We start from the raw sequence: 19,612 nt of genomic DNA on the forward strand, positions 1-19,612 counted from the left end.
ACGAATTTGAACGCTCGATCAGCATCTTGAATATTCCTCTTGTAGCAAAGCCTGCATTAGTCAAATCAATCAAGCATTTATTTAATTTGTCAACTGCCAAAAAATTTGCCGGACAAACCGCGGTCTATGGTTTAACTACTATAGCCGGCCGGACTTTAAATTTCTTTTTAACCTCGCTTTATACCCGGGCTTACACACCCCGTACTTACGCCATTTTTGGTAATATGTTTAGTTGGGCATCCATGCTCAACGCATTATTGGCCTTCGGTATGGAAACTACTTACTTTCGTTATTTAAACAAGCACAGCGATAATAAACAGCAAGTATACAATAACTCTTTTGCCGCTATATTTTTGATCACTGCTTTGTTTTTGTTTTGTACTTTACCTTTTATAGATGCGATAGCCCTTTATTTGCGCATTGATACACAAACTCCATTAAAAGATTACAAAACCTATACGCTGTTCTTCATTTCACTATTGGTTATTGATGCCTGGTGTGTAATTCCGTTCGCAAAGTTAAGGGCCGATGGCCGGCCCGGAAGGTTCGGGCTTTTAAAGCTAATTAATATTTTTGTCTTTATCGGCTTAAACTTAGTGTTCATCTTGGTGTTGCCTTACATTATTGAACATAAACTGGCCGGAACAGCATGGTTGCAATCATGGTTTAGGCCGGGATGGTTAGGCTATGTTTTTTTATCAAACGTAATTGCAAGCTTAATTACCCTGATTTTATTACTGCCCGAATTGCTGAAGATTAAGCCTGATTTTGACGGGCCGATGTTTAAGGAAATGCTTAGTTATAGCTGGCCTATACTGGTGGCTAATTTTTCGTTTATTATTAATGAAAATTTAGACAAGATATTGATTGGGAAAATTCTTCCTGAAAATATTGGCAGCGTTCAGCTGGCGGTATATAATGCGTGCGCAAAAATTGCTATTTTTTTAAATCTGTTTGTACAGGCGTTCAGGCTTGGGGCCGAGCCCTTCTTTTTTAACCGCGCAAAAAGAGAAAACGCAACAGGGGCTTATGCACAAATTATGAACTATTTTGTGGTTGCGGTTTCTGTTATTTTTGTAGCTCTTGTTGCCAATATTCAACTGCTTAAATACTTCATTGGTCAGTCGTACTGGTCAGGATTAGACGTGGTGCCCATTTTGTTGTTCGGTTATGTGAGTTTAGGTATATACATGAATTTATCTATCTGGTATAAACTGTCTGACCAAACCAAGTATGGGCTATATATATCGGGGGTTGGCGCTATTGTAACCATTTTGTTAAATGTCATGTTTATCCCAAAGTTTGGCTACATGGCTTCTGCATGGGCCTCGCTGACTGCATACACTACCATGATGGTGCTTTCTTACTTCTGGGGGCAAAAAAACTATCCTATCCCTTATAATGTTAAAAAGAACCTCGCTTATCTTATAAGTGCTGTCATTGTTGTATTTTTATCATTCACGGTATTTCATCGTAATTTAATTATTGGCAATTTATTGCTGATTTTGTTTGCAGGGGTTGCCTTTATGGCCGAACGTAAACAGATAATGGCCATACTCAGAAAATAAATGATCATCAGAATTATCAATAACTCAAAAAATAATTTACCAGCTTATGAAACGCTGCATGCCGCTGGCATGGATTTGCGTGCCGATGTCGAAGAAACTATAGTTCTGAAACCTATGGAGCGTAAACTGATTCCAACCGGGCTGCATATAGAACTGCCGGAAAGTTTTGAAGCACAGATACGTCCGCGCAGTGGTTTAGCGTTTAAGCATGGTATAGGCATTGTTAATTCGCCGGGTACGGTTGATGCTGATTATCGAGGCGAAATCAAAGTGCTGTTGATTAATTTTTCGGATACCGATTTTGAGATCAACACCGGCGACAGGATAGCGCAGATGGTGGTTGCCAAGCACGAAAAAGTAGAGTGGGCGCAGGTAGAGGTGCTTACCGAAACATCACGCGGTACAGGTGGTTACGGGCATACAGGTATAGGTTAAAATAATGATAAAGGTGAGGTATTGGAGTTGGATATTGTTGCTGTCGCCGTTGGTGGCCGCTGCACAAGGCAGTAGCCGCGGCAGTATTGCGCAGCCGGGGCGCAGGCCTGTAACCTCGTCAGATAGTATTGCCATACAGCAGCTTTACTTTGAGGCCATGCGCAAAAAAACTATCGAAGACCCAAGAGGTGCCACTGAACTTTTTTCGCGGGTTTTACAGATGGATGCTACTAACGATGCTGCCATGTATCAATTAGCGACCCTCAAAAAGCTGCAAAACAACCAACCCGAAGTGCAGCAACTCCTCGAAAACGCTGTTGCCTTAAAACCTAACAACCAATGGTACTGGGTAGCCCTGGCCGACAGCTACGAAAAAACCAACGACATTAAAAAGTTGGAGCATGTGTTTGACGAACTTCTGCGTATAAACCCTGATAAGCCCGATTTTTATTTTGACAAAGCTAATGCTCTCTATATTGAAAAGAGATATGACGAGGCATTGGCGGTTTATACTAAGCTTGAACAGATAACTGGTTTAAATGACGAATTAGCTGCCGGCAGACAAAAAATATATTTAAGGCAGGGTAAATTAGATTTGGCAGCCGCTGAAATTGAGCGCTTGCTGGCCAATAATCCCGACCAGGTTAGATATTACCTGATGCTGGGCGAAATTTACAACACTAACAACCAGACAGATAAAGCACTAAAAGTATTGCAACGGGCGGAATCCATCAGCCCGGAAAATGGTATGCTGCACCTGGCCTTGGCAGACGCTTACCGTGGTAAAAAAGAATACGATACCAGCTTTAAACAATTGCAGTTGGCTTTTGCCGCCCCTAATTTAGATGTAGAGCAAAAGGTACGCATTGTTATGGGGTATATACCAAAGTTTCCCGACGCTAATGCCAAAGCCAGTGCTTTAGCCTTGAGCCGCATAGCAGCCGAGGTGCATTCTAATGATGCCAAAGCACAGGCCGTGTATGCCGACATGCTTGCCCAAAACAATATGTTTAAAGAGGCTAAAGATGTTTACAAAAAATCTGTGAAGCTTAACGGTGATATTTATATGGTGCACGAGCAACTGGTAAGGCTCGAGTTAGGCGAGAGCGCATGGGATGAAGCAATTAAGGATGGTGAAAATGCCTTGTCTCTATTTCCTAATCAGGCTTGGATGAACTATTTGGTAGCGGTAGCTTACCTGCAAAAAAAGAGTGCTGCAAAAGCATTAAGTTATCTTAAAAACGCGGTGGCGCTGCAAACTGATGATAAAGATTTATCTGCACAAAGCTATGCGACCCTTGGAGATTGCTATCACGAATTAAAGGATAACAGCCAGTCGGATGCAGCTTATGATAAGTCGCTAAGTTTTAATCCTGATAACGCTTACACGTTAAACAACTACGCATATTATCTGTCTATGCGTAACGAGCAGCTCGATAAGGCAGCCCAAATGTCAAAACACACGATAGACCTGCAACCCAACACGGCATCTTTTGAAGATACCTATGCCTGGATATTATTTAAGCAGAAGAAATATGTGGATGCCAGGCAGTGGATTGAAAAAGCCATGCAGCACAGTAAAAACAATGCAACACAAACAGAACATTTAGGTGATATCCTGTTTTATTTGGGCAGTACCGAAGCTGCAGTACAAAATTGGAAAAAAGCAAAGGAGTACGGTTCAAAATCGGCTCTTTTAGATCGAAAAATTAATGAGAAAAAATATATTGAATAAGCTGCTAATCGTTTTAAGCGTAGCGGCATTGTTTGGCTGTAAAGCAAAAAAGCAATTGGTGGTGCGTAAAGCCGACTCAACTGTTACGGTGGCACCTACCGTCAATCCGGCATTAGCGAAGATAGCAGCGGTTAAAGAAAAGCAGGTGGTTTTTAATACTTTTTCTGGGCGGGCCAAAACCAAGCTGGCTATTGATGGGAAAAGTAATGATGTTACCCTGAATATACGTATACAGCACACTAAAAAAATATGGGTATCCATAACAGCCATATTAGGTGTTGAAGTGGCTCGTGCTCTAATTACGCCTGATAGTATATTGGTTATCAACAGGCTGCAAGGCGTTTACATAAAAAAGCCTTTCAGTTATATATATAATTATGCCAGCCGGCAGGTAAACTACCAAACGGTTGAGTCTTTACTGATAGGCAATCCGATACCTGATTTATTGAACGAGAACAGCAAAGTAACTACCGGTGCTAACGGTAATACTACCCTGAGCGGAAACCTGCAGAATATTATATACAGCTTGTTGATTGGCCCCGATTATAAAGTTACCCAAACCAGTTTAAATAACGCTGCAGCCGGGCAGTCGTTACAAGTAAGTAACAGTCAGTTTGTTCAGGCCGATAGTCGTATTATCCCGTCGCAAATTAATATCACATCTACCGTAAAAAATAGAAACATCCAGGCCGAGCTGCAGTATAACCGCACTGAATTTAATCAACCGCTCGAATATCCGTTTAGTATTCCGGATAGATTTTCACCTGCCAATTAAAATCAATAATTTTGGTCTGATGAAATTGTTAAAGCTTGTACTGTTTTTTTTATTGTTTTTGGGTTTAGCGCAGGCAAACGCACAAAGTAGTTCTGAATTAAAACGCCGGCGCGAAAAGCTGAACAGCGAGTTAGAACAATTAAACCGCGAGCTGGAAGAAACCTCCAGAAACAAAAATGTAAGTATAAAGCAGCTTAACATTTTAAAAGCGCAGATTAGTTTGCGCGAAGAAAAAATCAATACCGTAAACTCCGAAATTCGCTTGCTAAGCAGTCAGATTAATGAGAATAGCAACACTGTCCGCACCTTGCAGGGCCAGTTAGACCAGCTTAAAAAGGAATATGCGGCAATGATTGTATTTGCCTACCACAATCAAAGCGCCTATAACAAATTGATGTTTGTGTTTGCCTCTAAAGATTTTAATCAGGCTTACAAACGCTTAAAATATCTGCAGCAATTTGGTACCTACCGCGAGCGCCAGGCCAATACTATACAAGGCACCCAAAAAGATCTGCACGTTAAAATAAACCAGCTCGATCGTACCAAAAATGAGAAAAGTTCACTGTTACAGGAACAGGAAAAAGAAAAAGAAACACTTGGTAAAGAACGTAACAATCAGGTTGCAGTAGTAGCTGACCTGTCAAAGCAAGCCGGACAACTTAAAAAGCAACAACGGGCAGTAATGGTTCAGCGTCGTCGCATTGATCAGCAAATTGCCGTGACCATCCGCCGCGAAATTGAAGAGGCCCGCCGTAAGGCCGAGGCCGAAGCCCGTGCGGAGGCTGCAAGGCGTGCTGCCCTGGCTGCCGAGAAAGCAAAGGCTGAAAATAAATCGGCAGCAGAGGTGGCCGTAGCTGCCAAACCTAAAGCGATTGCCCGCAGTACCGATGCCGAAATTTTATCGGCAACGCCCGAAGCAGCTAGGTTATCTAATAACTTTTTAGGTAACCGCGGGCAATTGCCATGGCCGGTAACCAGTGGGCAGATTATCCAAGGGTTTGGTACTTACTATACCGATGGTATCAAAAATGTTAACTTAGGCGTAGATATCAGAACAGCTCCGGGAGGGCCGGTGCGGGCCGTTTTTGAAGGTGAGGTAAGCAAAGTAGTCGATATTGAAGGTTCGTATGTGGTGGTAATTCATCATGGGGCATACTTTACCAGTTATGCCAATTTAAAGTCGGTAAGTGTAAGTTCGGGCCAAAAGGTAAGCACAAGGCAAAATATAGGCAGTGCAGCTACAGACCCGGTTACCCATGAAACCGTTGTTAGTTTTCAGCTTTATAAAGGAAGTACGGCCGTTGATCCAAAAACATGGCTGGCATCACAATAAGTTTGAACAATCAGGAGTTATAATTGTATATATTTGTATCCTTAAATAAAAAGCATATGCTCAGTTCGGTTCTATTGTTTTTGAACATCGGTACTCCCGAGTTGATACTTATTTTGTTTGCAGCCCTTTTGTTGTTTGGCGGTAACAAATTACCTGAGCTGGCACGTGGTTTGGGCAAAGGCATACGAGATTTCAAAGATGCATCAGAAGGTGTGAAGCGTGAGCTTCATAACCAGATAAATAATTTTGATGAAAAACCGTCTGTTCCTGAAAATCGTAATTACACTGAGACAGAAACTCAACATGTTGTAACTGCCGAAAATTCTGACCTGGCAACACAGCCTGAAGTTAAAGAAAAGAAAGAATACTAAATAAAATTTATCAATCATGGGATTAGGCGCACCAGAAATCATTCTGATTATCGTTGCTATTTTAATATTATTCGGCGGACGCAAAATTCCTGAACTAATGAAAGGATTAGGTCAGGGCGTTAAAGAATTTAAAGACGCATCGAACAACAAAGACACTACAGAAGAAAAAACCAACGTACATCCGTAAGCGGGTATATTACCGGTTTTTTAATTTCTTAAACTTATCAGGCGGTAATTATGATTATCACTTGATAAGTTTTTTTATTTTAGCACCCTATGGCTAAAACGTATACCTCTTTAACCGAGATAAAACAGGATTTACAAAGCGGTGATGTTACTGTTGAGGGGCTGGTACAAAATTATCTGTCCAACATTAATAAGTACGAGAGGCTTAATGCCTTTAACGAGGTATTTGAAACAGAGGCTTTACAAAAAGCTGCAGAACTCGACCGTAAAATTAAAAGCGGTGATGCGATAGGCAGTTTGGCCGGTATGGTTATAGCTATAAAAGATAATATTTGTTATAAAGGGCATGTAGTAACGGCCTCATCCAAAATACTCGAAAACTTCACTTCTGTATTTTCGTCAACAGTGGTAGAGCGGCTGCTGGCCCAAGATGCCATCATCATTGGTCGTTGCAACTGTGACGAATTTGCCATGGGCGGCGCTAACGAAAACTCCTATTTCGGCCCGGTAAAAAATATGGCTGATGAAAGCCGCGTGCCAGGCGGTTCGTCGGGCGGCTCGGCTGTAGCCGTACAGGCTAATATGTGCCATGCAGCTATTGGCACCGATACAGGTGGATCAATACGTCAGCCTGCTTCTTTTTGTGGCGTTGTTGGTTTAAAACCTACTTATGGTCGTGTTTCACGTCATGGTATCATCGCTTACGCCTCATCGTTTGATCAGCCCGGGCCTATTACCCGCTCTATAGAAGATGCCGCGTTGCTGTTTCAGGTGATGGCCGGGCCCGATGCTTATGATAGTACTTTAGCCCGCGTGCCCGTACCCCGGTTTGCTGAACAAACTGCTGTTGACACGGGTAGAAAGAAAATTGCCTATTTACAAGAGGTGATGGACAGTAAAGGATTAGACAGCGAAGTAAAAGCAACCCTATTACAAACTATAGAAAACTTGAAAGCGGAAGGACACGTAGTAGAGCCTGTTTCTTTTGAATATTTAGACTATGTAGTGCCTACTTATTATATTTTAACCATGGCCGAGGCCTCGTCTAACCTGGCACGATATGACGGTGTGCATTATGGCTACCGTAGTGCAAACGCGGTAGATTTGGTTACTACCTATAAGCGTTCGCGATCTGAAGGTTTTGGCACCGAGGTTAAGCGGCGCATTATGTTAGGCACCTTCGTGCTAAGCGCCGGTTATTATGATGCCTACTACGGCAAGGCCCAAAAGGTGCGCAAACTTATTCAGAAACGTACTAATGAAATTTTAGAAGAGTATGATTTTATTTTAACGCCAACGGCGCCAGAGCCGGCTTTTAAAATAGGCCGTCAGGACATAGATCCTATTGTTACTTACCTGGAAGATATATTTACAGTGCAGGCATCATTAGCCGGTGTCCCAGCCATTTCTATACCTGTAGAAAACAATAGCCAAAATTTGCCGTTAGGGTTACAATTAATCACAAAAGCGTTTGATGAAGAAAAATTGTTAAATTTTGCAACCTATGTTTTAGGATTGCGTAAAAGTTAATAATTTAGCAAATACTGAAACTTGTTCAAATCAAAGCAAAAGTAGTCCTAATAATGAAGAAACTTTTTACTGCTGTAATATGCCTTTTTGTTTTTCAATCGTACCAGGCATGGTCTCAACCCAACTATCAGGATACTACTTTAGCTGAACAAAACTTAGGCCAAAGTTATCTGCAAAGTTACAAAAGCAATGTTCCGGCACCAGTAATGGCGCAATTACAGCAAAATGCTTTTGAAAACTCGTTGTTCAAAATCCGTTTGGATTCTATACAAAAAGACGTTCCGTTAGATTACAACGAATTTGTACAGTCGTTTATTAACAACTACACTTCTCCTGGCCGCCGTGCAGAAATGGGGCGCATTATGGGGCTGAGTAAATACTATTTCCCTATTTACGAAAAGGCATTTCGTGATGCGGGTATTCCTGAAGAAATTAAATACCTGTCCATTGTTGAATCGGCTCTTAATCCCAACGCTGTATCCAGGGTAGGTGCTGCCGGTCCGTGGCAGTTTATGTCATCTACTGCAAAAACATATGGCCTAAACATGAACAATTATGTAGATGAGCGCCGCGACCCGATACAAGCCAGCTATGCAGCGGCAGCTTACTTAAAAGATTCGTACCAGGAATTCGGCGATTGGTTGTTAGCCATCGCATCATACAATTGCGGTAAAAGTACGGTTGAACGTGCCATGCAAGAGGCCAATGCTGTTGATTTTTGGTCAGTACGTCAGTATTTACCTGCCGAAACCAGGGGTTATGTACCGGCATTTATCGCTACGATGTATGTGTTAAAATATCACAATCAGCATGGCATTATCCCGCAGGCTTGCAATATCGCTATGAATACTGATACCGTAATGGTAAACAAATTTGTATCAATAAGCAGTATAGCCCGCGTTTTAAACATTAATCCTAATGATTTGGCTTTGTTAAACCCTGCCTATACACAACGAATTATTAATGGTACAACCAAGGCTCCACGCCGCATGATCATCCCTCAGTTGGGGAAAGAAAAATATGGCGTGTTATACAGTGCTTTAACCGGCGACGCATTAACTACCAATCAGCAGCCTGTTTATGCCAATGTGCCTGAGCAAAAATCAACCCCCGAAGCTACGGCCGAAAAATCAAACATCCATACCGTAAAAAGAGGCGAAACCTTAACCGGTATTGCCGATAAATATGGCATTGATGTAGAAGATTTGCGTATCTGGAATAACATCCGTGGTAACAGAGCAGCCTCTGGCCAAAAATTGAAGATTACTGCGCCTGGTATGGCTGCAGGTAAAACTACCAAAGGCGAAAAACAATTGGTAGTATTAAATTCAAATGCTGTAGCCGACGGAGGAAATTAAATTTTCTGAAATTAACATAACAGAACTGCAATGGGCTTGGCCTGTTGCGGTTTTTGCGTTTAAATGCACTGGTTTAAACGCTGTTCAACGGTCGTTTTAGTTGGTGGCTTTTGAGTAGGGCATTGATTAATATGCGCTTAACCTTCACCAGTTTAAAAAGGAATTGTAATTTTGCCCACCTGAATGAAGAGAAGATGAATAATAGCCAACGTAAACAAGATGCGCTTAATTACCATGCTAAAGGCCGTCCGGGCAAAATACAGGTAATACCCACTAAGCCTACCAACTCCCAACGCGACCTTACTATGGCCTACTCGCCAGGGGTGGCCGAGCCCTGCCGCGAGATTGCTAACAATACAGAAGACGTATATAAGTATACGGCCAAAGGTAACTTGGTAGCGGTAATTAGCAACGGTACTGCGGTATTAGGTTTAGGCGATATTGGTCCCGAGGCCAGTAAGCCGGTAATGGAAGGTAAAGGGCTTTTATTTAAAATATATGCCGATATAGATGTATTTGACCTGGAGTTGAATACCAAAAATGTTGACGAGTTTGTAAATATTGTAAAGGCGCTGGAGCCTACGTTTGGCGGTATAAACCTTGAAGATATTTCGGCGCCTACTTGTTTTGAGATTGAACGCCGCCTCAAAGCCGAGATGAATATACCGGTAATGCATGATGACCAGCATGGTACTGCTATTATTTCAGGTGCAGCTTTGATGAATGCCTGTGAAATACAAGGCAAAAAGCTGGAAGATATCAAGATTGTAATTAACGGTGCCGGCGCTGCCGCGGTATCATGTACTAAAATGTACCTGATGCTGGGCGTAAAACTCGAAAACTTGTTAATGTTTGATATTGGCGGTTTGATTACGCCCGAGCGTACCGATTTAGACGAAATACGTTTAGCCTTTGCCAGTCATCGCAAAGATGTAGTTAAACTGGCTGACGGCATGAAAAACGCTGACGTATTTATTGGTCTTTCGGCTGGTAATTTGGTAAATGCTGACATGCTGAAAAGTATGGCCCCTAATCCTATCGTATTTGCCATGGCCAATCCAGAGCCCGAAGTAGCTTACGATATTGCCGTTGCTGCGCGCCAGGATATTATTATGGCTACCGGCCGGTCCGATTATCCTAACCAGGTTAATAACGTATTAGGTTTCCCATATATATTCCGCGGTGCGTTAGACGTGCGGGCTACAGCTATTAACGAAGAAATGAAGATAGCTGCCGTACACGCCATTGCCGAATTAACCCGCAAACCGGTACCTGAGGCTGTAAACCTGGCATATAATACGACCAATTTGCGTTTTGGTCGTGATTACATCATCCCGAAACCGATGGATCAGCGCTTAATTACCGAGGTTTCATCGGCTGTTGCCAAGGCTGCCATAGCTTCGGGCGTGGCCCGTAAAGAAATTACCGATTGGGATGCTTACGCCGAGGAGTTACGTTTACGTATTGGTGCCGATGATAAATTGATGCGTAACCTGTCGGGCAAAGCCAAGCAGGACCCTAAGCGCGTGGTATTTGCTGAGGCTGATAACTACAAAATACTCCGTGCAGCACAAATTGTGAAGGATGAAGGTATTGCCATCCCTATTTTATTAGGTAACACCGAAAAAATTAAGCAGATTATTGCCGAGCACAAGCTTGATTTGGATGATGTAAAAATCATCAACACCTTGCAGCCCTGCGATAAGCAGGAGGAGTACGCTCAGTACTTATATAAACAGCGTCAGCGCAGGGGTATTACCTTGTACGAAGCCAAGAAAATGATGCGCGACCGTAACTACTACGGTGCCAGCATGGTGCAATTTGGCGATGCTGATGCCTTAATATCCGGTTTAACTAAAAACTATGTATCTACCATAAGGCCTGCCCTGCAAATTATCGGTACCGAAGCCGGTGTAAACAAAGTGGCCGGTATGTACATGATGATTACCAAAAAAGGGCCATTGTTTTTTGCAGATACTACCGTAAACGTAAACCCCACTACGCAAGATCTGGTAGACATTACCGTGTTGGTAGAGCGTTCGGTTAAGCAGTTTAACATTAATCCGCGCATAGCGATGCTGTCTTACTCTAACTTTGGATCTAATGATGGAGAGGTGCCGGAAAAAACCCGTGAGGCCGTCAAGGTGTTGCACAAGCAATACCCGGATATGATAATTGATGGTGAGATGCAGGCTAACTTTGCCATGAACCCCGACTTGCTATCAGATAATTTCCCATTCTCTACCCTTAATGGCAAGCCGGCCAATACCTTAATTTTCCCTAACCTGGAATCGGGTAACATTGCTTACAAACTGTTGCAGGAAGTTGGCGGCGCCGAAGCGGTAGGCCCGATTTTGCTGGGTATGAAAAAATCTGTGCACGTTTTACAGTTAGGCAGTTCGGTGCGCGAAATTGTGAATATGATTACCATTGCTGTGGTAGATGCACAGCAAAAAGCCCAGGCCGAGGGTTTGAAACTCAACCTGTAGTTATTAAAATATAATATCAGTAAAATGTAATACCTGTCAGTTATTAAACTTGACAGGTATCTTTTTTTTGAAGCGGTCGTATAAGCTTTTGTTTGTATTTTTATCAGGTAAAAAATACAACATTATCGAATACACATGTACGCATATATAGATGGAAAGCTGGCTTTTAAGAGCCCGGCTTATGTGATAATTGAGGCTGGCGGCATAGGCTATCACATCAACATATCGTTAAACACCTTCTCCAAACTGGGCGATGCCGAACGTTGCCGCCTTTACGTTTGGTTACACGTAAAAGAAGACGCACACACTTTGTATGGCTTTGCCGACGAAGGGGAGAAGCGTTTGTTTTTATACCTCATTTCTGTTTCGGGCATCGGACCTAATACCGGCCGAATGATGCTGTCATCTATCACGCCCGAAGAAATACAAACGGCTATTGTAAAAGGTAACGTTGCGCAAATTCAGCGCATCAAAGGCATCGGACCAAAATCGGCCCAGCGTGTTATACTGGAGCTACAGGACAAACTACGCAAAGAAGGACCCGATACTTTGATTTCGATGCCGGCTAACAATACGGTTAAAGATGAAGCCCTATCGGCCCTAGTAATGCTTGGCTTTGCCCGCAACGCTGCCGAAAAGGTGATTGACCAGGAAATGGCCCGTAGCACCGAAACATTGTCGGTAGAGCAACTCATCAAGTCTGCTTTGAAAAGCTTATAATTTATAAATAATACCTCTAATTAATACGCTGCGCTTGGTTAAGAATTTTACCATAAGGCTTGTGTTATGGCTATTGGTGTGGTCTGTTTTTGGTGGCATTACGGTTTCTTTCGCTCAGAAAAGGCCTGCCACCGGCAAAGACTCGCTTACCATTAGTGTGCCTTATCGTAACCAGCAATCGCGCAGCAGCCGGATGAGGGAGGGGCGTTTTGAGGTTGATCCGCCTAACCTGCAACGGAGCATTCAATATGATGCTGCCACCAACCGCTATATATTAATAGAAAAGGTTGGTAACCTGATGTACCGTGCACCGCGGTACCTAACTTTTGCCGAGTACCTGCAGCTTACCCAGCAGCAAAATAAGCGCGAGTATTTTAAACAACTGGCTGATAATTATGCCACGCAATCGCAGCAACCGGGTTTTATTCCGCAAATAAAAATACGCAGCCGCACGTTTGAACAAATTTTTGGCAGTTCAATTATTGATATCCGTCCGCAGGGTTCGGCCCAGTTGGTGTTTGCCGGGCAGGTGAACAGTAACCAGAACCCCCTGTTGGCTGCCCGGCAGCGCAAGCAATTCAATTTCAATTTTGACCAGCGCATCCAAATGAACCTTACCGGTACCATTGGCGATAAACTGAAGATTGCTACCAACTATAACACGGATGCGCAGTTCCAGTTTGAAAACCAGGTAAAGCTGGATTACACTGGGCATCCCGACGAAATTATCCAAAAAATAGAAGCCGGTACGGTAAGTATGCCGCTCAATACCTCACTCATTAGGGGTAGTCAGGCTTTGTTCGGTTTAAAAACAAAGCTTAAATTTGGTAAGCTGGATGTAACCAGCATTTTTTCGCAGCAGCGGTCGCAAGCCCGTACCATTACTATTACTAATGGATCGCAGCAGGGTGAGTTCAGGCTAATGCCTACGGATTATGAAGCTAACCGTCACTATTTTTTGTCGCAATACTTCCGCGATAACTATAACAAGGCGCTGGCTAATATTCCTATCATCAATTCAAATGTCACCATTACCCGGGTTGAGGTGTGGACCACTAACCGTACCAACACTACAACTGACTCGAGGGATATTATTGCCCTTTTGGATTTGGGCGAAAACAGGCCTTACAATACTACACAGGTACAGGGCGGTAGTGGTTTTTCGGGTTTGCCTGCCGGCTTTCAGGGGCCAGGATTTACAACACAATCAAACAGTTTATTGAGCCGGTTATTCAGCTTACCTAACAACGGCCGTTTAACCAACGGAAACGAGGTGGCTAACTTTTTCCAGGCCTCCGGGGCAACCGATAACTATGCCAAATTGCCTTATGCCCGCAAGCTAACCGCCCGCGAGTTTACCTTGCATCCGCAGTTGGGTTATATCTCGCTTAATTATCCGCTAAATAATGATGAAGTATTGGCCATAGCTTACCGCTATACTTACAACGGGGTGGAGTACCAGGTAGGTGAGTTTTCGAACGATTTACCGGTAGATGCTGCCAACCCAAAGGCGCTTTACGTAAAGCTGTTAAAAAACGAAATCCTGAAAACCAATTTACCAACCTGGGATTTGATGATGAAAAACATCTACAGCCTGGGGGCCTACCAGGTAAGCCCGGTAAATTTCAGGATGACCATTGCCCGTTTGGACGATCAGTCGGGTATTGAAAAGCCATCCTTAACCGAAGGCGATACCACGGTGAAAGGCAAGATCTGGCTGCAACTAGTAGGGCTGGATAACCTGACACAGCAAAACGACCGGCGACCCGACGGTTATTTTGACTTTTTAGAGGGCATCACCATTGATTCGCAAAACGGTCGGGTTATGTTCCCGGTAGTAGAACCTTTTGGCAGCGATTTGGCCCGGCGGTTAACTAACAGTCCAGGCATACAGAACCGGTACGTCTACCAGCCACTGTACGATTCGGTGCGTACTATAGCCCAGCAGTACTTTCCGCAATTAAACCGTTATGTAATTAAAGGAACTTACGCCTCGCAGTCCGGGTCAGAGTTTCAACTCAATGCCGTTAATATTCCGCAGGGATCGGTAGTGGTTAATGCCGGCTCTTTACGTTTGCAGGAAGGCAGTGATTATACGGTAGATTACAGCATTGGCCGTATACGGGTGCTCAACCAGTCGTTGCTGCAGTCGGGCCAGCCACTTACCGTAAATATCGAGAATAATGAACTGTTCGGCGTTCAGCAAAAAACTTTGTATGGGTCGCGGTTTGATTACCGGGCTAATTCAAAGCTACTCTTGGGTGGTACAGTAATGCACTTAACCGAGCAGCCGCTTACCCAAAAACAGATTGTTGGCGATGAGTCGGTTTCTAATACCATTTTAGGTTTAGATGCAAATTATAGCTCAGAGTCGCGCTGGTTAACCCGATTGGTAGACCGCTTGCCGCTAATTAATACCAAGGCGCCATCGTTTATCAGCTTTTCGGGCGAGGTGGCGCGTTTGCTGCCTGGAAGTCCTGCCGCTATTAACTTTGCAGGCTCTAAAAATGGTACGTCTTACCTGGATGATTTTGAGAGCAGCCAGTCTGTCATTGATCTAAAGGGCGCATTAAACTGGCAGATATCTGGAACACCGCAATTATTTGCCGAATCGAGATTGTTTAACGATTTGAGTTATGGCTATAACCGTGCACGTTTGGCTTTCTATAACATCGATCCGCTATTTTATAATTCGAGTTCAACCTTCAATTTATCCCGCACTGATTTATCTAACCACTACGTAAGGCAGGTGCTCGAAACAGAAGTATTCCCTTACAAACAATCGGTAACAGGCCAGCCGCTCATCCTGTCTACGCTCAATCTTTCTTTTTACCCTAATATCCGGGGGCAGTACAATTATACGACAGCAGGTGTTAACCCTGACGGTACACTGCAAAACCCGCGTTCGCGCTGGGGCGGCATGTTCCGCAAATTAGAGACTAACGATTTTGAGTCGCTCAATGTGCAGTACATGGAGTTTTGGGTGATGGATCCTTTTATCTACAAGCCTAACTCGCAAGGCGGCGACTTATACCTAAACTTAGGTAGTGTTTCTGAAGATATATTAAAAGACGGCCGTAAATCGGTAGAAAACGGTTTGCCGCCTGATGGCAGCAACACCCAAACTGATGAAACCGTATGGGGGCGGGTGCCTCGTTTACAGCCGGTAATTAACGCCTTTGACAATAACCCGGATGCCCGCCGTTTGCAGGATGTGGGCCTGGACGGCTTGAGCGATACCGGTGAGCAAACCAAGTTTTCGGGCTTTGTGCAGCAAATGCGCTCTCAGTTAACTACGCAAGCTGCTAATGCGCTGGCTGCCGACCCGTCATCAGATAATTACCAATACTATCAGGGCCCGCAGCTCGATCAAAACCGTGCAGGTATATTGCAGCGCTATAGCCGTTACAACGGTACTGAAGGTAACTCTAAAACCGCAGAGCAGTCGCAGGCCGAGTTGGGTATATCCACATCTGCTTCTACCTCGTTACCCGATGGTGAAGACCTGAACCGTGACAACAGCATGAGCCAGGCTGATGAATACTTCCAGTATAAAGTATCTATCCGTCCGCAGGATATGATTGTAGGGCAGAATTTTATCAATGATAAAGTAACGTCGCAGGTTAAACTGGCCGACGGTACTACGCAAAGCGTAAGCTGGTACCAGTTCAGGGTGCCTATAGCGGCTTATCAAAGCCGTGAGGGTAATATCCAGGATTTTAAAGCTATCCGCTATATGCGGATGTTCATGACCAACTTTGCCGATACCGCTGTTTTGCGTATGGGTACACTGCAACTGGTAAGAGGGGAGTGGCGCGCCTACAACGTTGAAAAAGCCAGCACTAAAGTTATCTCTGATCCGGCACTATTGAACCCTCCGGTTGATAACTCTACTTTAAATGTACAGGCGGTAAACCTGGAGGCTAATGGTACCCGTAGCCCCATCCCTTATGTACTGCCGCCTGGCATTGATCGCCAGCGCGATTATAATAACCTGCGTACCGATACCCGCTTAAACGAGCAATCGCTATCCTTAAATGTAACTAACCTGCGCAGCGGTTACTCCAGAGCTGCTTACCGCACGTTTTATAATGATTTGCGGGCCTACAAGCGCCTGCAGATGTTTATCCATGCCGAAGGTGATCAATTAAACGATAACGACCTGAATGCATTTATACGTTTAGGCGTAGATTACCAGGATAACTATTATGAATACGAGATTCCGTTAAAAATTACCCGCCCCGGTACTACCGACCCAAGCGCCATATGGCCAACTGCCAACCAGATGGATATTGAGCTGGCCGCCCTTACCCGTGCTAAGTTAGCCCGTGATAATGCTATCGCCACCGGGCAGGCATCACTCAATATTCCGTTTACGATTACTGATGGCGTTAATAAAATTACCATTAAAGGGCAGCCCGATTTAAGCCGGCTGCGTGCCATTATGCTGGGTATGCGTAACCCTTATAAACCCACCGGCAGCTTTGATAAATCGGGCATTGTATGGTTTAACGAGTTGCGGCTTACCGACTTTGACCAGCGCGGTGGCTGGGCAGCTACAGCCCGCTTAAATGCCCGCCTGGCCGATTTTGCAGATGTTACCCTGGCCGGCAGCAAAACTACCATAGGTTTTGGTTCGATAGAGCAGCGCGTAAGCGAGCGCAGCCGTGCCGACAACCAAACGTTTGATGTGGCAGGTAACGTGGAGTTAGGTAAATTTTTTCCGGCTAAAAGCGGTGTGCATGTGCCAATGTACATCAATTTGTCGCAGCAGGTGGCTATGCCGCAATATAACCCGGCACAGCCCGACGTTGAATTGAAAGATGCGCTGGCTAACGCGCCAACCCAGGAAAAGCGTGATGAAATTAAACGCATAGCCCAGGATTACACCATGCGCAAAAGCATCAATTTTACCAATGTGCATAAAGCCAAGACTAATGCAGCAGATCCGGTTAAACTTTGGGATGTTGAAAACTTGTCGGGTACCTATGCTTACTCCGAGTACGAGCACCACGATTTTGTAACCGAGAATGAATACCAGAAAAATTATAAGATAGCGCTGGCTTACAACTACATTAATCCGGCTAAATATTACACACCTTTCGAAAAGGTGATTAAAAATAATATGCTGTCGCTATTTAAGGATATAAACTTTAGCATACTGCCATCGCGTTTAAACCTGGCTATCAGTTTAGACCGTTTTTATGCCGAAAACACCTTGCGCGAAAACGATCCTAATAATTTTTTACCGGTACCAACCACTAATTTTAACAAAAACTTTAACATTACCCGTGTATACGGCATCGGCTGGAATTTAACCAAGTCGTTGCAGATGGATATTGACGCTACTAACCTGGCTGTGGTAGACGAGCCTGCCGGCCGTATTAACGGTTTAAAGCGCGATACGTTGTGGAATAACCTAAAGCGTTTAGGCCGCACTACCAACTATAACCATACTATCAATTTCAATTATACCTTACCTATCAGTAAAATACCCGGGCTAGACTGGGTGAGTGCTATTGCCCGTTATAGCACCAATTTTAACTGGCAAACCCAACCTACTTTTGCCCTGCGCAATGACGCTTTTGATGTAGGTAACACCATTCAAAACTCGCGGTCGGTGCAGTTAAACCCTACGCTTAGCTTTACAGGTTTGTACAACAAGTTTGCTTACCTGCGTAAGCTCAATGGCGCCGGTAATAATACTACGGGTGCTGGCAGCAAAATACTGGTGGGCTTATTAACCAGCATCAAAAACTTAGGTGCTACCTATACCCGCAGCGAGGGTACTTTTTTACCAGGCTATTTACCGGGCACCTCGCTGGCCGGTCAGGATTTAGATTACAATGCGCCAGGAATCGGCTTTTTACTGGGTAGCCAGGCTGATATCCGTGGCAAAGCGGTAAGTAGGGGCTGGCTGAGTACCGACACGTTGCAAAACCAATTGTATGCTACTACACTGAATGAAGACATGCACTTCAGGAGTACAATCCGCCCGTTTGCCGATTTAAATATTGAGCTCACCGCTTTCCGTACCCGCGACCGTAACTACCAAACTAATTATAAATACAATACCAACTCGGGTAGTTTTGAAAGCCTGAGCCCAATTACTTCGGGTACTTACAGCGTTTCTTTCCTATCATTAGGTACGGCATTTAGCAAGGCCAGCGGGGTAACTAATTATTCAAGTACCTTTCAGCAATTGCTGGATAACCGGCAGGTAATTTCTCAGCGCTTAGGGCAGCAAAACACTAACTCGGCCGGTGGTGCTAATGGTTACCGCGACGGTTACGGGCCTAACCAGCAGGATGTATTGGTTGCCTCATTCCTGGCGGCTTACAGCGGTAAGGATGCTGGTAAAGTGAGCTTAAACAGCTTTCCGCAAATACCTATCCCTAACTGGCAGCTTACTTACAACGGGCTAAGCCGGATAAGTTGGTTAAAAGAATTGTTTGATGCTTTTGATATACGTCATGGTTACCGGTCTACCTACAGCGTAAACAGCTATAACTCGCTCATCAGGTATAAAGAAGTAAACGGTGCATCGAGTGAGCGCGATGTTAACAAAGATTTTTTACCGTTTTATCAGTTTACACAGGTAACCTTGTTTGAGCAGTTTGTACCGCTGGTAGGTATGGACATCCGCTTTAAAAACAGCATGACCATTAACGCCGAGTACCGTAAAAGCCGTACACTAAGCTTAAGCTTGCTTAATAGCCAGCTGGCCCAGCAGAATGAGAATATTGTGGTATTGGGTTTTGGTTACCGTACCCGTAGTTTAAGATTACCTTTCAGGTTACTAAATGCTAAAACCAATAACGACATTAACTTTAAAATGGACTTTGCCATACGCGATAATAAAATTATGATTTATCGTGCCGATGTACAAACAGCCGAAGTATCATCCGGTGCTAAAAACATCACCTTGCGCCCTTCCATCGATTATGTGATTAGCCAGCGTTTCAATCTCAACCTGTTTTACGACTCTAATATCACTAAGCCCTATACTTCGCAAACGTTTAGTACCGCTTACACCAACTTTGGCATTAACCTGAAAATGATGTTGCAATAAAAAGCCTGACTTATTTTGGGAAGTCAGGCTCTTTGTTAAT

At 44.0% G+C, this 19,612-nt stretch carries 12 protein-coding genes; all 12 read left to right on the forward strand.

All coding sequences use genetic code 11. The annotated features are described in order from the left end of the window. Window positions 1–86 precede the first annotated feature (86 nt). Window positions 87–1,568: a polysaccharide biosynthesis C-terminal domain-containing protein gene (locus AAGR14_RS02635; protein WP_342647047.1), complete on the forward strand. Its 1,482-nt coding sequence runs from the start codon at window positions 87–89 to the stop codon at window positions 1,566–1,568. After that, on the forward strand, window positions 1,569–2,003 hold the full coding sequence (gene dut, locus AAGR14_RS02640) for a dUTP diphosphatase (RefSeq protein WP_342647048.1): 435 nt from the start codon (window positions 1,569–1,571) through the stop codon (window positions 2,001–2,003). Window positions 2,004–2,007: 4 nt separating this feature from the next. After that, entirely contained in the window at window positions 2,008–3,738 is a 1,731-nt protein-coding gene (locus tag AAGR14_RS02645; protein WP_342647049.1) for a tetratricopeptide repeat protein, read from the forward strand. Continuing rightward, on the forward strand, window positions 3,716–4,513 hold the full coding sequence (locus AAGR14_RS02650; protein WP_342647050.1) for a DUF4292 domain-containing protein: 798 nt from the start codon (window positions 3,716–3,718) through the stop codon (window positions 4,511–4,513). Before AAGR14_RS02645 ends, AAGR14_RS02650 begins: the two co-directional genes overlap by 23 nt. 19 nt (window positions 4,514–4,532) lie before the next feature. Further along, on the forward strand, window positions 4,533–5,846 hold the full coding sequence (locus AAGR14_RS02655; protein WP_342647051.1) for a peptidoglycan DD-metalloendopeptidase family protein: 1,314 nt from the start codon (window positions 4,533–4,535) through the stop codon (window positions 5,844–5,846). 56 nt (window positions 5,847–5,902) lie between these two features. After that, a complete protein-coding gene (gene tatA / locus AAGR14_RS02660) occupies window positions 5,903–6,217 on the forward strand; it encodes a twin-arginine translocase TatA/TatE family subunit (protein WP_342647052.1) in 315 nt (104 codons plus the stop codon). 16 nt (window positions 6,218–6,233) lie between these two features. After that, window positions 6,234–6,404 (forward strand): twin-arginine translocase TatA/TatE family subunit, encoded by a 171-nt coding sequence (tatA, locus tag AAGR14_RS02665; protein ID WP_342647053.1) that lies wholly within the window; start codon window positions 6,234–6,236, stop codon window positions 6,402–6,404. 89 nt (window positions 6,405–6,493) lie between these two features. Next, window positions 6,494–7,933: an Asp-tRNA(Asn)/Glu-tRNA(Gln) amidotransferase subunit GatA gene (gatA, locus tag AAGR14_RS02670; protein ID WP_342647054.1), complete on the forward strand. Its 1,440-nt coding sequence runs from the start codon at window positions 6,494–6,496 to the stop codon at window positions 7,931–7,933. A gap of 53 nt (window positions 7,934–7,986) precedes the next feature. Then, window positions 7,987–9,291 (forward strand): transglycosylase SLT domain-containing protein, encoded by a 1,305-nt coding sequence (locus AAGR14_RS02675; RefSeq protein ID WP_342647055.1) that lies wholly within the window; start codon window positions 7,987–7,989, stop codon window positions 9,289–9,291. Window positions 9,292–9,485: 194 nt separating this feature from the next. Continuing rightward, window positions 9,486–11,780, forward strand: a complete 2,295-nt coding sequence (locus tag AAGR14_RS02680; protein WP_342647056.1) for an NADP-dependent malic enzyme — start codon at window positions 9,486–9,488, stop codon at window positions 11,778–11,780. Between the two features lie 135 nt (window positions 11,781–11,915). Next, window positions 11,916–12,500: a Holliday junction branch migration protein RuvA gene (ruvA, locus tag AAGR14_RS02685; protein ID WP_342647057.1), complete on the forward strand. Its 585-nt coding sequence runs from the start codon at window positions 11,916–11,918 to the stop codon at window positions 12,498–12,500. A gap of 34 nt (window positions 12,501–12,534) precedes the next feature. Continuing rightward, window positions 12,535–19,572, forward strand: coding sequence for a cell surface protein SprA (gene sprA / locus AAGR14_RS02690; RefSeq protein ID WP_342647058.1), 7,038 nt, complete (start codon window positions 12,535–12,537; stop codon window positions 19,570–19,572). Window positions 19,573–19,612: the final 40 nt, after the last annotated feature.

This window comes from Mucilaginibacter sp. CSA2-8R (assembly GCF_038806765.1).
In the GTDB taxonomy this organism is placed as follows: domain Bacteria; phylum Bacteroidota; class Bacteroidia; order Sphingobacteriales; family Sphingobacteriaceae; genus Mucilaginibacter.

Excerpts from the sequence above, each read along its gene's own strand:
- gatA (WP_342647054.1), top strand. The coding sequence starts at position 6,494 with ATGGCTAAAACGTATACCTCTTTAACCGAGATAAAACAGGATTTACAA.
- AAGR14_RS02650 (WP_342647050.1), top strand. The coding sequence starts at position 3,716 with ATGAGAAAAAATATATTGAATAAGCTGCTAATCGTTTTAAGCGTAGCG.
- AAGR14_RS02645 (WP_342647049.1), top strand. The coding sequence starts at position 2,008 with ATGATAAAGGTGAGGTATTGGAGTTGGATATTGTTGCTGTCGCCGTTG.
- tatA (WP_342647053.1), top strand. The coding sequence starts at position 6,234 with ATGGGATTAGGCGCACCAGAAATCATTCTGATTATCGTTGCTATTTTA.
- AAGR14_RS02680 (WP_342647056.1), top strand. The coding sequence starts at position 9,486 with ATGAATAATAGCCAACGTAAACAAGATGCGCTTAATTACCATGCTAAA.
- AAGR14_RS02675 (WP_342647055.1), top strand. The coding sequence starts at position 7,987 with ATGAAGAAACTTTTTACTGCTGTAATATGCCTTTTTGTTTTTCAATCG.
- tatA (WP_342647052.1), top strand. The coding sequence starts at position 5,903 with ATGCTCAGTTCGGTTCTATTGTTTTTGAACATCGGTACTCCCGAGTTG.
- dut (WP_342647048.1), top strand. The coding sequence starts at position 1,569 with ATGATCATCAGAATTATCAATAACTCAAAAAATAATTTACCAGCTTAT.
- ruvA (WP_342647057.1), top strand. The coding sequence starts at position 11,916 with ATGTACGCATATATAGATGGAAAGCTGGCTTTTAAGAGCCCGGCTTAT.
- AAGR14_RS02655 (WP_342647051.1), top strand. The coding sequence starts at position 4,533 with ATGAAATTGTTAAAGCTTGTACTGTTTTTTTTATTGTTTTTGGGTTTA.